This is a genomic window from Nocardioides sp. W7, assembly GCF_022919075.1.
Lineage (GTDB): Bacteria > Actinomycetota > Actinomycetes > Propionibacteriales > Nocardioidaceae > Nocardioides.
In genome coordinates, this window is sequence record NZ_CP095078.1 from 1,824,078 (window position 1) to 1,839,950 (window position 15,873).

The 15,873-nt window shown below is 69.2% G+C and carries 11 protein-coding genes and 1 tRNA gene; 10 read left to right on the forward strand and 2 right to left on the reverse strand.

The features are described 5' to 3' along the window. The 8 genes from moaC (at position 1) to MUB56_RS08645 (ending at position 10,701) form a co-directional block, all read left to right on the forward strand. On the forward strand, positions 1-474 hold the full coding sequence (gene moaC / locus MUB56_RS08610) for a cyclic pyranopterin monophosphate synthase MoaC (RefSeq protein WP_244931487.1): 474 nt from the start codon (positions 1-3) through the stop codon (positions 472-474). Further along, complete coding sequence (locus MUB56_RS08615) at positions 471-947, forward strand: molybdenum cofactor synthesis domain-containing protein (protein WP_244931488.1); 477 nt, start codon at positions 471-473, stop codon at positions 945-947. The genes moaC and MUB56_RS08615 overlap by 4 nt, the downstream gene beginning before the upstream one ends. A 44-nt stretch (positions 948-991) precedes the next feature. Beyond that, a complete protein-coding gene (locus MUB56_RS08620) occupies positions 992-1,543 on the forward strand; it encodes a GNAT family protein (RefSeq protein WP_244931489.1) in 552 nt (183 codons plus the stop codon). An 82-nt stretch (positions 1,544-1,625) separates the two neighbouring features. Further along, positions 1,626-2,507 (forward strand): hypothetical protein, encoded by an 882-nt coding sequence (locus MUB56_RS08625; RefSeq protein WP_244931490.1) that lies wholly within the window; start codon positions 1,626-1,628, stop codon positions 2,505-2,507. An 83-nt stretch (positions 2,508-2,590) separates the two neighbouring features. After that, positions 2,591-2,666 (forward strand) — tRNA-Ala (locus MUB56_RS08630). A gap of 383 nt (positions 2,667-3,049) precedes the next feature. Next, a complete protein-coding gene (locus MUB56_RS08635) occupies positions 3,050-4,756 on the forward strand; it encodes an FkbM family methyltransferase (protein WP_244931491.1) in 1,707 nt (568 codons plus the stop codon). A gap of 653 nt (positions 4,757-5,409) precedes the next feature. Beyond that, entirely contained in the window at positions 5,410-9,237 is a 3,828-nt protein-coding gene (locus MUB56_RS08640; protein WP_244931492.1) for a family 78 glycoside hydrolase catalytic domain, read from the forward strand. A 792-nt stretch (positions 9,238-10,029) separates the two neighbouring features. Next, positions 10,030-10,701, forward strand: a complete 672-nt coding sequence (locus MUB56_RS08645; protein ID WP_244931493.1) for a hypothetical protein — start codon at positions 10,030-10,032, stop codon at positions 10,699-10,701. Between the two features lie 572 nt (positions 10,702-11,273). Here MUB56_RS08645 and MUB56_RS08650 read toward each other — a convergent pair. Then, positions 11,274-12,077 (reverse strand): FCD domain-containing protein, encoded by an 804-nt coding sequence (locus MUB56_RS08650; protein ID WP_244931494.1) that lies wholly within the window; start codon positions 12,075-12,077, stop codon positions 11,274-11,276. Between the two features lie 94 nt (positions 12,078-12,171). Next, complete coding sequence (locus MUB56_RS08655) at positions 12,172-13,149, reverse strand: LLM class flavin-dependent oxidoreductase (RefSeq protein WP_244931495.1); 978 nt, start codon at positions 13,147-13,149, stop codon at positions 12,172-12,174. A 216-nt stretch (positions 13,150-13,365) separates the two neighbouring features. Here MUB56_RS08655 and MUB56_RS08660 point away from each other — a divergent pair, with 216 nt between their 5' ends. Together MUB56_RS08660 and MUB56_RS08665 are read left to right on the forward strand one after the other, a co-directional pair. Beyond that, on the forward strand, positions 13,366-14,997 hold the full coding sequence (locus MUB56_RS08660; RefSeq protein WP_244931496.1) for a class I adenylate-forming enzyme family protein: 1,632 nt from the start codon (positions 13,366-13,368) through the stop codon (positions 14,995-14,997). A 144-nt stretch (positions 14,998-15,141) separates the two neighbouring features. Beyond that, positions 15,142-15,840, forward strand: coding sequence for a class II aldolase/adducin family protein (locus MUB56_RS08665; RefSeq protein ID WP_244931497.1), 699 nt, complete (start codon positions 15,142-15,144; stop codon positions 15,838-15,840). Positions 15,841-15,873: the final 33 nt, after the last annotated feature.

The window sequence follows — 15,873 nt, forward strand, 5'->3', positions numbered from 1 at the left end:
ATGAGCGACCGCCTGACCCACGTCGACGAGTCCGGCGCGGCCCGGATGGTCGACGTCTCCGCCAAGGACGTCACCGCCCGCACCGCCACGGCCTCCGGCCGGGTGCTCGTCGCCCCGCGGGTCGTGGAGCTGCTCCGCGGCGAGGGCGTCCCGAAGGGCGACGCGCTGGGGGTCGCCCGGGTCGCCGGGATCATGGCCGCGAAGCGGACGCCCGACCTGGTGCCGCTGTGCCATCCGCTCGCGATCTCCGGAGTGACGGTCGACCTGGTCGTCACCGACTCCTCCGTCGACATCACCGCCACCGTCCGCACCACCGACCGCACCGGCGTCGAGATGGAGGCCCTGACGGCCGTCTCGGTCGCCGCGCTGACCGTCGTCGACATGGTCAAGGCCGTCGACAAGGGCGCGGTCATCACCGACGTCCGGGTCGAGGCGAAGTCGGGCGGGAAGTCCGGCGACTGGGCCCGCTCATGACGATCCCGGCCGCGGTCGTCGTCGCGTCCAACCGCGCGGCGGCGGGGGTGTACGCCGACGAGACCGGCCCGCTGATCGTCGACGCCCTGCGCGAGCTGGGCTTCGCCGTCGAGCCCGCGGCCGTCGTACCGGACGGCGAGCCGGTGGGGGAGGCCATCGCCGCCGCGATCGCGGCGGGCGCCCGGTTGGTGCTCACCACGGGCGGCACCGGCCTGACCCCCACCGATCGGACCCCCGAGGCCACCCGCCCGCTGCTCGACCGCGAGGTGCCCGGCATCGCCGAGGCGATCCGGGCGTACGGCGTCGCGCACGGCGTACCCTCCGCCGCCCTCTCCCGCGGGCTCGCCGGTGTGGCGGGATCGTGCCTGGTCGTGAACCTCCCCGGCTCCCGCGGCGGGGTCAAGGACGGGCTCGCGGTGCTCGCGCCGATCGTGCTGCACGCGGTCGAGCAGGTCGTCGGGAGCGACCACTGACCGGCCCGGGTCGGGCCTGGCCGGCGCGGCTGAGCGACGGCGACGTGACGGTGCGGCCGCTGCGGGTCCGCGACCAGCGCGCGTGGCGCGAGGCCCGACAGCGCAACGCCGCGTGGCTGATGCCGTGGGAGGCGACGGTCCCGCCGGGCCTGGGAATCCGCCCGAACACCTTCGCGGGACTGGTGCGACGGATGCGCCGCCAGGCCCGGGAGGGGACGACGTACCCCTTCGCCGTCGAGGTCGACGGCGAATTCGCCGGTCAGGTGACGGTGACCAACATCGCCCGCGGGTCCGCGCAGTTCGGCTCCGTGGGCTACTGGATCGACCAGGAGTACGCCGGCCGCGGCGCGATCCCGCGCGCTGTCGCGCTGGTCGTCGACCACTGCTTCACCGAGGCGGGGCTGCACCGCGTCGAGATCGCCATCCGGCCGGAGAACTCCAACTCGCTGCGGGTGGTCGAGAAGCTCGGGATCGAGGAGTTCGGCTACGCGCCGCGGTACCTCCACATCGACGGGGACTGGCGCGACCACCGTCTCTACGCGATCACCCGCGAGGAGTGCCCGTACGGCCTGCTGCGGCGGCTCGACGAGGCCTAGTCACAGGAGTCTCAGAAGTCTTCTCGCGACACACGGGTAGACATCCGCCCCAGGCTCCGTCGGCGGTCCTACGCTCACGTTCGTGACCTGGAGCTCGCTCATCTTCGTGGCCGTGGCCGTGGCGTGGGCGGCCTACCTCATCCCCGTGGCGATCAAGTCGCACGACGACGCGGTGCGCAGCCGCTCGGTCGAGCGATTCTCGCACCGGATGCGGGTGCTCGCCCGCCGCGAGCCCGTCGACCGGCGCAGTGCCCGCCTCGTCGTCACGCCGGGCCGTCCCGCGTCGACGGCGATCGTCGTCACGAAGCCCTCGGCCGCGGATCCCGCCCCGGCTCCGGCCGAGACTCCCGAAGCCCCCGCGGCCGTCGAGGTCCCCGCGATCGAGCTGACCCCGGCCCAGCGCCGGGCCCGCCGCGCCGCCGCCGTTCGCGCGACCAAGCGCCGCCGCAACGTGCTCGCCGTACTGCTGCTCGCCAACGCCGTCGTCGCGCTGCTCGCCGGGCTCGGCGTGCACTCGTGGTGGTACGTCGCCATCCCCGGCGGACTGCTCGGCGCCTGGCTCGTGCTGTGCCGCGTGATGGTCAAGAAGGAGCACGCCGCCCTCGCTCCGCGCGCGGCCGTCCCGACAGCAGCTCCCTCCGCGACCGAGCCGGTCGTGGCGGACGAGCAGGTCGGCGAGGTCACCGAGGAGATCGCGATCGTGGCTGAGGCCGAGGTCCAGATCACCTCCGACGTCCAGGTCGACCCGACCCTGTGGGACCCGGTGCCGGTCACGCTGCCGACGTACGTCTCCAAGCCGGCCGCGGTCCGTCGTACCGTCCGGACGATCGACCTCGACGACACCGGCGTGTGGTCCTCGGGCCACGCCCAGGCCGACAGCCAGCTCGCCCGTGAGGCCGAGGAGGCCGACCGGGTCGAGAAGGCCCAGCGGGCCGACGGCGACGATCGCGCGGTCGGATCCTGAACGTCGACCCGATCAGTCGGGTCGATTGGGACCGGCCGCGAGGCTGGTGCTAACGTTTCGCCTCGCGTCTTCGGGCGCGATCTGGGGCTGTGGCGCAGTTGGTAGCGCGTCTCGTTCGCAATGAGAAGGTCAGGGGTTCGAATCCCCTCAGCTCCACCAAACCCGCTGGTCAGACGGTTACTCCGACCTCCTCACTGAGGAGACGGAATGGCGAGTCGGCAGAAGCTCGGCAGTTCCTCGCACCGTAGGTGCGAATCTCGGGCTGCCTCGGTTCAGTGCGTGCGCCTCTCCTTCATGGAGACCACACACCCGCACACCGAGTCGATCGGCGACGTCCTGTCCACCTCCAAGTGGTCAGAGACCTTTCCAGGCTCTCGCCCATAGGCCGTCGAGTCCCTCGCTTGCTGCTTCGAGACTGGTTCGTGGGATGCGGCGCTCCGCGGTCGTAGCCCCGACACACCGTTGAGCCGGCACGCGGTCAGGGCGGTCACTGCCGCGGGTTTGATTGAATACCGGAGCCAGTATTCTCGAGAGAGGACCGCATGAAGCGTTCAGCCGCAGGACATGCTCTGCGTCACCTGCTCCAGGTCGACGTCAACGCTCACCGCCCCTCAGAGGTCGGAGCAGAGTCAAACGAGCAACTCAGAACCCTGTTCCTGTCGCTGCTCGAGACCATCGGACCCCGAGTGTTCCTCGACATCGGCGCCCGAGACGCCGAGAGCGCCATGGCGGTCGCCGACGCCCATCCCGATTGCCGCTGCATCGCCTTCGAAGCCAACCCCCACATCTACGCCCAGTTCGCCGACGCCGTCGCCGAGCATGGACGCGTTGACTACCGCCACCTTGCCGTAAGCGACACCGCCGGCGAGATCGAGCTGTTCATCCCTCGCGTCTCAACCGAGATCGTCGTCGGCGACGAGATCGTCGCATCCCACCACGTCGAAGCAGCCGACACCGGCCGCAGCTCACTGCTCAAACGCACCGACGCCGGCGCGCAATACGACATCGTCACCGTGGCCGCCACCAGCCTCGACCAGCTCGCCCGCGCGGAGGGATTGACCAAGCACGGCGAGCTCGCGCTCTGGATCGACGTCGAGGGAGCCGCCAAGCTCGTCATTGACGGCGGTCGTCGGACTCTTGCGCGTGCAGCGGTCGTCCTCATCGAGGTCGAGGGCCACGCGTTCTGGGACGGACAGTCCACCTCCCACACCGTGATCTCCCAGCTCATCGATCTCGGCCTCGTCCCCGTCGCACGCGACCGCGAGTACTACGACAAGCAGTTCAACGTCGTCTTGGTCAGAGCTGACCTGCTACCGCAGCTCGGCCCGCAACTATTCGACGCGAACAGCGCGCTGACTCTGTCGCGTACCAACCCCGAGCGGGAGCCCTCTGCCACCGCGGCCACTGTCGCCGCGTTGGAAGAACGTCTCGAGCGACTCGAAAGGGCCCTGGATTCGAAGCAGTCGGCCCCGGCGCCAGATCGGAGTGGACCTCTGGACTCAGCGCAGAGCTCGTCGGGCTCGCGGCCTGCACGGACCTACCCGCCTCTGGTCGGACGGTTCACACCCATCCTCATCCCCACGTTCAACAACCCCACGTTCGCGCGCGCCATGGTCGAGCAGCTCGAGGCCAGGCACCACGCCAATATCGTCATCCTCGACAACGCCTCCACCTCGCCCGAGATGCTCCGCACTCTCGACGACCTCCGCGGACGTGCCACCGTCAGACGCCTCCTCGACAATCGTGGACCACGCCGCGTGTGGGACGAACCCGAGATCTACGACGCTCTGCCTCAGGTCTTCGGCGTCACCGACCCCGATCTCCAGCTCCACCCGGCCCTGCCCGACGACTTCATCGAGCAGCTCTACACACTCACCGTGCGCCACCAGGTCGGGAAAGCCGGAATGGCGCTCGACATCAGCAACGTCGACGCCCTCGTCGACAACTCGTTCGTGATCGGCGGGTCGCCCTACAAGATCTGGGAATGGGAGGCCCAGTATTGGACCGACCAGGTCGAGGCCGACGTCTACCGCGCTGCCATCGACACCACCTTCGCGATCTACAACAAGGACTTCTTCGACAAGGCCGACCCGCTCCTAGCCGTACGAGTAGGAGGGGACTTCACCTGTCAGCACCTGCCCTGGCTCAAGACGTTCGCACTCCCAGCGGACGAGGTCGACTACTACCGAAGCACCAACACGCACTCCTTCTACCTCCCAAACCGCGACCACGGCCCGCCGAGTGCCTGAGCTTCCGGAGCACGGGTCTACCTGTCACCCCGACCTGAGCTCCGGAAGGTCTAGCCCCTGGTGGTGCCGAGCTGGGGAAGCCGTCAACTGCTCCGAGCAGAACTGAGCGGGCACGGCCCGGCCCCGGCGAGCCACCAGCCGCGCTGGACGGGCACGAGGTAGTGCTGGTCGGACGGTTGCTCCGACATCCTCACTGAGGAGACGGAGTGGCGGTGCGCACCTCTCCGGCATGGAGACCCCCCGCTCTCGGGGCTATCGGCGACGTCCTCCACCTCCGAGCCCGCCGCCTACCTGCGGGGTCAGCGTGCAGACGCTGGACGACCTGCGCTGTCAGGGCCGTGGACCGCGCGGCCCCTGAGTGGGCCGGGGTCAAGCGACGGGAACCCCCGGTTGACCGTGTCTCGCTTGACCGACCCTGTCGGGCACGTCGGACAGACCGAACCGCCAAACGGTCCCGCTCCTGCTCGGTGCCCCACCTGCCTGCGACACCGAGGGTTGCCGAAAGTCTGGTCGGCATTCGCAATGAATGGTTTCAGATTGTCGCCTGAGTGATTCTGAGCTTCGCGCGTCCCGAACCCTCGAACAGCCCTTGCGTGACGGCCGTCACGACCCTAACCTCCGTGAAACGTTTAAATCATGTGGAAGGGAACGGCATGGCGAAGTCTGGAGTCAAGGTAGCGCTCGCGGCGCTGGCCGTCGGGTTGGTGACAGCTACGACCGCACCCGTTCAGGCGGTCGGTGAGGTGGCCTACGCGTCGCAGTCGGTGGCGCCCGGGCTGGTGGCCACGGGCCTGCGGGTCGACGGTCGCCCGTCCCCGCTCGGCGTCGACACGGAGAGGCCGAGCCTGAGCTGGCGGCTGAAGTCGAGCACGGCCGGAGCTCGCCAGACGGCGTACCGGATCGTCGTGGCCACGGACGCAGACAGGCTCGGATCGGGGCCCTATGTGTGGGACAGCGGCCGGGTCGAGAGCGGCGAGTCGATCGGCATCTCGTACGACGGGCCCGGCCTGGAGGCCTCGACCCGGTACCACTGGGCCGTTCAGGTCTGGGACGGCACCGATCAGGTCTCCGGCTGGAGCGAGCCGGGCTGGTGGGAGACCGGGCTTCTCGGCGGTGACTGGGGCGGTGCGGACTGGATCAGCCCGGACACCGCCGGTGCGCTCACGTGGGACGACTTCACCGTCGGGGTGGACTTCACCATCCGCAGTGCGGCAGCGGGACTCCTGCTCCGGGCGAAGGATGCCGACAACTTCTACATGTGGCAGGTCAGCACCGCCGTCAGCTCCGGCGCGGTGATGCTGCGGCCCCACGTGCGGGTCGACGGCCAGTTCCGCAATCTGGGCGAGGTCGACCTCGCTCCTGTTCTCACGCCCGCCAACGTCGGTGGCCAGCACCGCCTCGAGGTGCGTGTCGAGGGTGACACCTTCACGACCTTCGTCGACGGCACCCAGGTCGACCAGCGGCAGGACTCCAGTCTCAGCGGCGCGGGCACCCTCGGCCTCCGGCACGACCGGACCAACGGGCAGGACGAGCGTGCGAGTTTCGACAACCTGTTCGTGAAGAGCCTCGGCGGCACGGACCTCTTCAGCGAGGACTTCTCGACCCCGCCGGCCGCGACCTTCCCCACGATCCCCGTCGTCGACGGCCAGCTCGCTCCGGGCAGCGGGCTCACCCTGATGTCGCGGACGCCGGAGGCACCGCTGCTCCGGCACGACTTCGAGCTGGCGCGCCCGGTCGCCGAGGCACGCGCCTACGTCTACGGCCTCGGTCTCTACGAGCTGAGCCTCAACGGCGAAACGGCGGACGACCGCAGGCTCACCCCGACCAGCGGGCAGTACGAGAACAACCTCTTCTACGACACCTACGACGTCACCGAGGCCGTGCGCGAGGGCGCCAACGCCGTCGGGCTCACCCTCGCCAACGGCTACGGCGCGCGCTACAACGGCTATGCCTGGCGCTACCTGGGCGACAAGGTGGCCCGGATGCTCCTCGAGGTCACCTACACCGACGGCAGCACCGAGACCGTGACCACGTCGGACGACTGGACCTGGTCGACCGGACCGGTCGTGGCCAATGACATGTACGACGGCGAGGTGTACGACGCTCGCGCCGAGCGGCACGGGTGGGACACCGCCGGGTACGACGACGCCGGCTGGCTCTCGGTGGCCGGGGTCGACGGCCCCGAGGCCCCGCTCGTGGCCAATCCCGGCCCGGACCGCCGCGTCGTCCAGACGCTGCGACCCGTCTCGGTGAGTGAACCGACCGACGGCGTCTTCGTCTTCGACCTCGGCCAGAACATCTCCGGATGGACGCGATTGCACGTCGAGGGACCGTCCGGGACGGCCGTCACGATGAGAACCGCCGAGGAGGTCTACCCCGACGGGCGACTGGACACGCGGACCAACCGCAGCGCCAAGGCCACCGACACCTATGTCCTGAAGGGCGATGGCCCTGAGAGCTGGGAGCCGCGCTTCGTCTACCACGGTTTCCGCTACGTCCAGGTCACCGGCTACCCCGGCACGCCCACCCTCGAGGACCTGGACGGTCGGGTCGTCCAGGCCGACGTCGAGTCGACCGGTTCCTTCGAGTCCTCCGACGAGCTGTTGAACCAGATCTGGGAGAACAACAGGTGGGCGATCCGCAACAACTCCATGAGCACGCCGACCGACACCCCGGTCCGCGACGAGCGGACGCCCCCGGCGATGGACGTCCAGGCCTACAAGGACGCGGCCGTGCGTGAGTTCGACATGGGACCGTTCTACGCGAAGTACCTGCTCGACATGCCGCCTGGCGTCGGGCTGCCGCAGGACGCGCACAAGTCGCAGTACCCCGACATGGCCGGTGGCCAGGTCTCCCTGGCGTGGACCCTGTACGAGCAGTACGGCGACGTGGCGACCCTGCGCCACAACTACCCGGCGATGAAGGCGTTCGTCGACCGCAACGTGGCCGACTTCCCCGGCTACGTGTGGACAGCGGACACCGGCCTCGGTGACTGGTGCCCGCCCGTGCACGGCGACCAGGCCAACGGCGGGATGGGCGGTCCGGGTGCGGGGGACTGCACCAGCGAGACCCGGATCGTCAACACCGCTCTGTGGTACGTGCAGGCACGGGACGTCGCCCAGGCCGCCGAGGTCCTGGGGAACGACGCCGACGCCGCCCACTTCGCGCAGGTGGCCGACCGGATCAAGGACGCGTTCAACGAGACGTTCCTCGACGCCGGCGGGGACAGCTACGGCAGCGGCCGGATGACCACGAGCGTCCTCCCGCTCGCGTTCGGCATGGTTCCGGAGGAGAACGTCGACGCCGTCGGAGACACGCTCGTCCGGACCATCGTGGAGGACAACGGCGGACACCTGGACACCGGGATCTTCGGCACCCGCCACCTCTTCGACGCGCTGCAGGCCATCGGGCGGGTCGACGTGGCGATGACCGTGCTCGGCCAGCGCAGCTACCCGAGCTTCGGCTTCCAGATCGACAACGGCGCCACCACGCCGTGGGAGCAGTGGATGTACGACGCCGGGATGATCACCCACGATCACGCGATGTTCGCCGGGATCAACGCCTCGCTCTACACGGGTCTCGGCGGCATCCAGCCGGACGGGCCGGCGTACTCCTCGATGACCATCTCGCCAGAGGTGCCCGAGTCTCTTGACTGGGTCCGGGTGAAGCAGGACACGGTCCGCGGCACCGTGAGCTCCTCCTGGCGTCGTGCGGACGACGGGCTGGTACTGGACGTGACGGTGCCGGCCAACACCACGGCGACCGTAGAGGTCCCGACCGTCGGCTTCGGCAGCGGCAAGGTGCAGGCGCCGGACGGTGCGGTCGCGCAGGGCGCCACGGACGACGGTCGCGCCGTCTTCGGCGTCGGCTCCGGTGAGTACCGCTTCACCGTCGGCGTGAAGGACCCGACGCCGGGTGGGGACGTGGTGTCCACCGGAGCGCCGACCGTCAGCGGCACGACCGCCGTCGGTCGTACGTTGGGGGCGACCACCGGCACGTGGAACCGTGACGGCTTGGCCTTCACCTACCAGTGGTCGAGGAACGGCGCGCCCGTCGCGGGCGCGACGGCACCGACCTACGCGGTGCGGGCAGCAGACATCGGGAGCCGCCTTCGAGTCAGGGTCACGGCCACGAGCACGTCCGGGCTGGCGGGTACGGCTGACTCGGCGCAGACCGGGACCGTCAGGAAGGTCGCGACCCGCACCACGCTGCGATCGAGCCGGACGAAGGTGCGGGCGGGACAGGAGGTGCGCCTGCGCATCCTGGTGACGTCGAAGGCCACCGAGGTCCGGGCGAACGGCCGAGTCCGACTCGTCGTCAACGGGCACACCGTCCGCACTCTGACGGTGCGCCAGGGCGGGGCCAAACTGCAGCTGCGACTCACCGGCCACGGCACGAAGCGGGTGAGGGTGGTCTACCTCGGCAGCAACACCACGGCTCGCTCGACCTCGAACGTCGTGCGCGTCCGACTCCGGCGCTGAGGCCGATAACGACGTCCCCGGGAGCAGCCTCCCGGGGACGTCGTTCCGGCTCTCTGGGCCGGCTCAGCGAGTCCAGCCGCAGAACGTCGCCCCGCGTCGGTCGATGAGGCACCGGCTCATGACTCACGCGCCACTGGTCCGATGTGCGGGGAAAATCCTGAGACCGGACTCGCACTCGTTCCCCCTTGTGGCTACAGGATCGATGACAATGTCCCGCCGGGAAGCAGCGGAACAGAATCTCCTATCGTCTACGGATATGCCCATCGCCTCCCCCCCGGCGGTGGGCATGTCACATTCCATGGAATCGCGACTGGGATCTATGAAGGGCCTGCGCCGGCAAACGGATGCGTGTCCCCCAAAAGGAGGATCTGGACCGCTTGTGACGACTACTGTCCGCGCATGGGCCACAAGCGCGGCATCACGACCGACACAGAGTCGGTTGCCCTTCCGCGTGAGGCGTCCGCTCCAGCACATTCGGAGCCGGTATCGCCGTGGCCTATCCCGGCTGTCAAAGCGATGCCGCCGCTTCTCTCGAGCAGTCCGACCGGGGCGTGTGTCGGCCCACTGGATCGCCTACGGCGAATCGATGCCGCCAACCCCGGGGACACTCCCCACCCTGTCCAGATCCGGCGGTCTCCGATCGCGGACCATCAGCCACCCATCGGCGTTTCCCACCTGACGCCCCTCGCCGCTTCGGACAATGCTCCTGCCCACGATTCCCCTGTTGCCCAGGGGGCGGTTGTTCGCCGGATCGTCCCGCGTGGGCGGATGCGTTTCAACCGGTACGAGGAAGTGGACGACGAGCTCACCAAGATCACGAAGAAGAAGTACGACGCGATGGTCGAGGATGACGACGAGGCCCCGGTGACCGAGGAGAGCGGGTACGTCGAGTTCGAGCTGGAGGCGGGGGAGAAGAAGGGCGACTGGGACATCGACCCCCATGTGGTGGCGTGGAACGGGACGGTGCTCGCGGCCGTTCGCAACTTCGTTCTCCCCGTGAGCTGCATCGAGTCAGCCGAGCACATCGTGTGGCAGGCGGCCGAGGACGACGCCCAGGACTGGAGTGAGGACCTGGCTGACGACAAGTCGGTCGACGTATTCATGGGATCGAAGGGCAAGGGAGGCGGAAAGCCGGTGCTCGCCGCCAACGTCGGCACAGACGACCTCATCAAGAAGCTGCCGAAGTACGGCAACTTCAACTTCAAGATCTACCCGCTGCAGGTCGGTGAGGGCCTCGTCGCGATCAATCCGAAAGAGCCCAAGACATCGCTGCACGCCGTCGCCGTCGTGGGCGTCCACCAGGGCACCGGCCAGTTCATCGTCGTCGAACGAAACGCAGGAAAGACATCCGGGTCCACCACCACCCTAGACAGCAACTGGCTCCTCAACGTCTACCCCTCCGCCGAGCACTTCCGCAGCTCCATGGGCGCGGACTACATCCTCGGTAAACTGTCGGCAAGCTGACGGGGCACACCGCAGTAGACCCGTTGGACTCCGCAGTCGGGTGGAGGGCGGTGACGGGAATCCACGCGGGTTCGGTCGCGTGCACGAGAACGTACGAGAAACCTCCGAGAAGGTCAGACGGAGCGCCGGAGTGCTGGGAGCTGTTGGGCATCTCGCACCGATGACAACTCAGCGACAGCCACGAAAGCGCGAGCCTCCGTTGGCCGAAGGCGGCCTGGCGCCTGCTGAGTGTCCGCTGCCATACGAACGATGAGCCCGGTGACCGATTCTCCTGGGAGTGCGACCTGGACCGGAGGATGGCTGCACGGGTCGGGTGGTAGGCACTGGGGTGTGAAAACTCGGGCGTCTGAGTCCACGGGTCCGTTTGCGACCCTAGGGCTGCCCGTGGCAAGCAGACAACCCAGCAGTGTGGCGGGCTTTCGGGTCGCTGTGCTGGTGGGACTTGCTCACTGGTGACGCACCGAGGGCAGGTCGCCGGACCGACAGCACGTGCTGTGATCGAACGGCGGTCATGGAAGTCGTGATCCGCGCTGCGACACGTCACGACTGGCGTGATCGGCCCGGCCCTCCTGTCAGCCGGAGGAGGAGGTGAAGCGACTGCGGACCGACGCGGGCGAAATCAGTACGTCGGTCTGATCGTTCGGGTAGATCTGAGACACGAAGAGGTGCTGCAGCGAGAGCTGGCGGGCGCGCTCCGCGTCTCCCGCGGCGATGGCATCCAGGAGCTCCCGGTGACCGTCGAGCGCCTTGAGGCGCTCGGCCCGCGGGATCTCGGCGGTCGCGGCGGCGCGATTGGCCCAGGCGGCTTCGTGGGAGCTCCACAGCGACTCCAAGGCACCCGCGAGCATCACCAGGGACTGGTTGCCGCACAGGTCGACCAGGGTCTCGTGGAACATCCGGGAAAGAGCGGTGACCTCGACGAGGTTGTCGACGACCCGGACAGAGTGTTCGTGCAGCCGGGTGAGGATCGGAACGATCTCCTGCATCCGGTCCTCGCGCGCCGCACAGGCCGCCGCACACGCGGGCTCGACCTCCCGGAGAGCCTGCGCGACGTCGCTGATGCTGACGCCCCGGCCCGCGAGCGCCATGCCGAGCGTGTAGGCCACGTGCTCGGCGTCAGGACGATGCACGATCGCTCCGCCGATCGCCCCACGCCGTACGGTGATCAACCCCTCCGCCTCCAGGACGCGCATCGCCTCGCGGAAGGTCGGCTTGCTCACGGCGTAGTGACCGCGCAGCGACTCCTCCACACCGAGCTCCGTGGCATCAGCCAGGTCGCCGACCAGCAGGCGGGTGCGAAGATCGTCGGCGATCTGCTCGGCCAGGCGTGCGAAGCGCACGCCGCCGGCGGGCGGGGAACTGCCGGGAGGGGTCATGGCTTCCTCTCTGGAGGTCGACCTGGAGGTCGACCTGTGCGTCGTACCGGGTGACGGTACGACGACGCGACGGACAGCGTCTGCATTCGCGAGTTCATCGTGTCCGAAGGCGAGGCGCCAGTTGTCCGAGGACGAGGGCGAGGTGCTCATCGACGAGCACGTCGGGCATGGCCGCGACCGACGCCCAGAAGTAGAGGTGGCGGATCGGAGCGGCCGAGACGATCGCGGTGAGCTCCTCGGTCGCGGTGTCGACCGTGACCACCCGCAGTCCACGGCTGCCCGGATCGAGCATTCCGGCTGCGACCTCCGCGAGATCGGGGGAGGGCACGCGCGGGCCGTCGGCGTGGCGGGCCTGGGCGTAGGTGCGTGCCTGATGGGCGTAGTGCGGGGCCAGGAGGTTGGCGGCGCGCTCCGGGTCGCTGCTGAGCACCATCGGCACCAGGCCGCCCATCACCGCGGTGCCGGGCTCGTGACCGCCCTCCGCCAGCCCCTCGCCGTACGGCCCCAGCAGCCTCGGGTCGGGCGAGAGCAGACCGACACCGAGGCGTCCCGCTCTCCGGGCACCTTGGGGGCCCTGATAGCCGAGCCACAGCGGGATCCGCGGCTGAAGGGGGCCTGGAGTGAGGTCAGCCCCCCACAGGTCCGCCATGAGATCGCGGACGCTCTGGTCGGCCAGGGACATGCGCCGACCGAGGTCGCGCCCGAACGTGGCGAACTCGGCGGGTGCGTAGCCCGCGCCGACGCCGAGCTCGAGACGGCCGCCGCTGAGGTTGTCGATCAGCGCGGCCTGCTCGCTCACGTGGCGTGGGTGCCGCATCGCGGCCAGGAGAACGCCGGTGCCCAGTCTGACCGTGCTGGTCCTGGCCGCCGCGGCGGCCAGGAAGGTCAGCGGCTGGCTCAGGTAGCCATCCTCGAAGCCGTGGTGTTCGGTCGCCCAGATCGAATCGGCGCCCTGGTGCTCGGCCTCGACGGCGAGGTCGAGCGCCCCTCCGATCACCTCCGGCCAGGGCCGGGCCCACGGTCGGGGATTGCGCAGGTCGAAGAGCAGCCCGATCGCGAGCTGCCTGCTCATGTCGGCTCCCGGTCGGAGCGGCTGTGCGGCGACGGTGCGGCCACCTGGCACTCCCCGATTCGAATCATGTGGAAGATTGTTCCACGAATTCCCCTCCGCGGGCAACGTCGCAGACGTTGCGAGCTGCGGGGTTGACCGCCGATCGGTCCCTGTGGAGAGTGGCGGGGGCGACGAGGATGATTGACCGCGGTCACATAGAAGATCTAGAATATTCATATGAGTCTGATCGAGCCGGCGATGGCCGAGGAGTACCGGCGCCGGGGCTGGTGGAGCGACGAGACCATCGGTACTGCCGTCGCTCGCAATGCCCGGCGGTCCCCGGAGAGTCCCGCGTGGACGAGTGGCACCCGCTCGCTCACCTGGGCGCAGTTCGACGCCGAGGTGGGCTCGCTGACCGGCGCACTCGCCGACGCCGGCGTTCGTCGGGGCGACCGGGTCGCGGTGTGCATGCTCGACGGCATCGAGATCCACTTGGCCTTCGTCGCGATCGAGAGGCTGGGCGCCACGATCGTCGGGGTCGGCGCCAAGGCGGGTGTCCGCGAGATCGCCCACCTGCTCGGGCGCAGCCGCTGCGAGGTCCTGCTCACGCTGTCGGACCACGACGGCCGACCGGCGGGTGAGATGCTCCGCGAGCTCGTAGCTCGTGATGTCGAGCCCCGCCACCTCGTGGTCGAGCTCGGCCCGGCCGGGGTCGTCGTACGCCAGGACGGCGTCGTCCGTGACCGTGACTCACGGGGGGCGGCCGGCGTCCCGGAGGTCGTACCGGACCCCGACGCGCTCTACCTGATCAACTCGACCTCGGGCACCACGGGCCTCCCGAAGGCCGTGATGCACACGCAGAACCGCTGGCACTACTTCCACACCCGGGCGGTCGCCAACGGCGACCTGCGCGACGGGGAGGTCATGCTCTCGGTCGTGCCGGCTCCGTTCGGGTTCGGGCTGTGGACGTCGCACGTCACTCCGGCCAAGCTCGGTGCGCACACCGTGGTGATGCCGCGGTTCAGCGCGGCTGCGGCCGCGCGAGCCATCGAGGAGCACCGGGTCACGGTGCTGTGCTGCGTGAGCACCCAATTCATCATGATGCTCGCGGATCACTCCCTGGACCGGCACGACCTCACCTCCCTGAGGGTGGTCTTCACGGGGGGCGAAGCGGTCCCCGAGGTGAAGGCGCGCGAGTTCGAGCAGCGAACGGGAGCACGGATCCTGCAGTTCTACGGTTCCAACGAGACCGGACTGCTCAGCGGCACGACGACGGCGGACCCGATCGACATGCGGCTGCGGACCGCCGGGAGGATCGTGCCCGAGATGAACGTCCGGCTCTACGACGGCCTGACGGACGTCACCGAATCGGGCCGGGGACAACCCGCCTGCCAGGGCCCCGCACTTTCGCTCGGCTACCTCGACGACGACGACGCGAACGCCGCGCTGTACACCGAGGACGGGTGGATGCTGATGGGAGACATCTGCGAGATCGACGGGGACGGCTATCTCTCGGTCGTCGGTCGCATCTCGGAGTTCGTGGTTCGCGGTGGCAAGAACATCTCGTTGGCCGTCGTGGAGGGTGACGCGCTCACCCACCCGTCGATCAGGCACGCGGCAGCGGTCGCCATGCCGGACCCGGTCCTCGGCGAGCGCGTCTGCCTCTTCGTGGAGCTGCATCCCGGGCACGAACTCGAACTGAACGACCTGGTGTCTCACCTCACGGCCCACGGCGTCTCGCGGGAGCTCTTCCCCGAGCGCTTGGAGGTCGTCACCGAGCTACCGCGCTCCAGCGGCGCCAAAGTCGCCAAGGGCGAGCTGCGAGAACGAATCGCCGCGACGGTCGGTCGCGAACTCACTTCGCGCTGAGCGGTCCACCCCCACTTCTCGAATACAGGAGGAACAACGATGTCTGTTGCCACCGTCGATGGCTTTGGAACTGCGGAACCGCCGCGCCAGGGAGGACTGGACGTCTGGGCCCCGTCCGTGATGCCCGAGGTCAGTCGGGGGGCGATGACCGACGAGCAGACACTCGCGGCCGCCTTCCGGGTCCTCGCCCGGGAGGGGTTCTCGGAGAACATGGCCGGTCACATCACCTGGCAGCGACCGGGGGAGACCGACCTGCTCGTCAACCCCTGGGGTCTGTGGTGGGAGGAGGTGAGTGCCTCCGACATCTGCGTCGTCGACGAGGACGCGCGGGTGCTGCGGGGCAAGTGGGACGTCACGCCGGCGATCCACCTTCACACCGAGCTGCACCGAGCCCGACCCGACGCCCGGGTCGTCGTACACAACCACCCGTACCACGTGTGCGTGCTGGCGGCGCTCGGACGCCTGCCCGAGCTGGTGCACCAGACGGGGTCGATGTATCTCGACGACATGGTTCTCGTCGAGGAGTACGGCGGCGAGATCGACACGCCCCTGCGCGCCCGGGAGCTCGCCGAGCAGATCGGCGATGCCAAGGTCGCGGTGCTCGCCAGCCACGGGGTGATCGTGACCGGGGCGGACCCGATCGAGGCGACGTACCGGGCCGCGTCGTTCGAACGCGCCTGTCGGCTCGCCTACGACGTCATGCTCACCGGCATCAAGCCCCTGGAGCTGCCGCGCTCGGCCATGGTCGGCATGAAGGCCTCCCTGATCGAGAGGGCCGCCGAGGCCTACTGGGGTGGCGCCGTCCGCAGTCTGCTGCGGGCCGAGCCGGAGGTGCTGGCCTGAGCGAAGAGGGCCGCACCCGCAGGATCTCCTCGG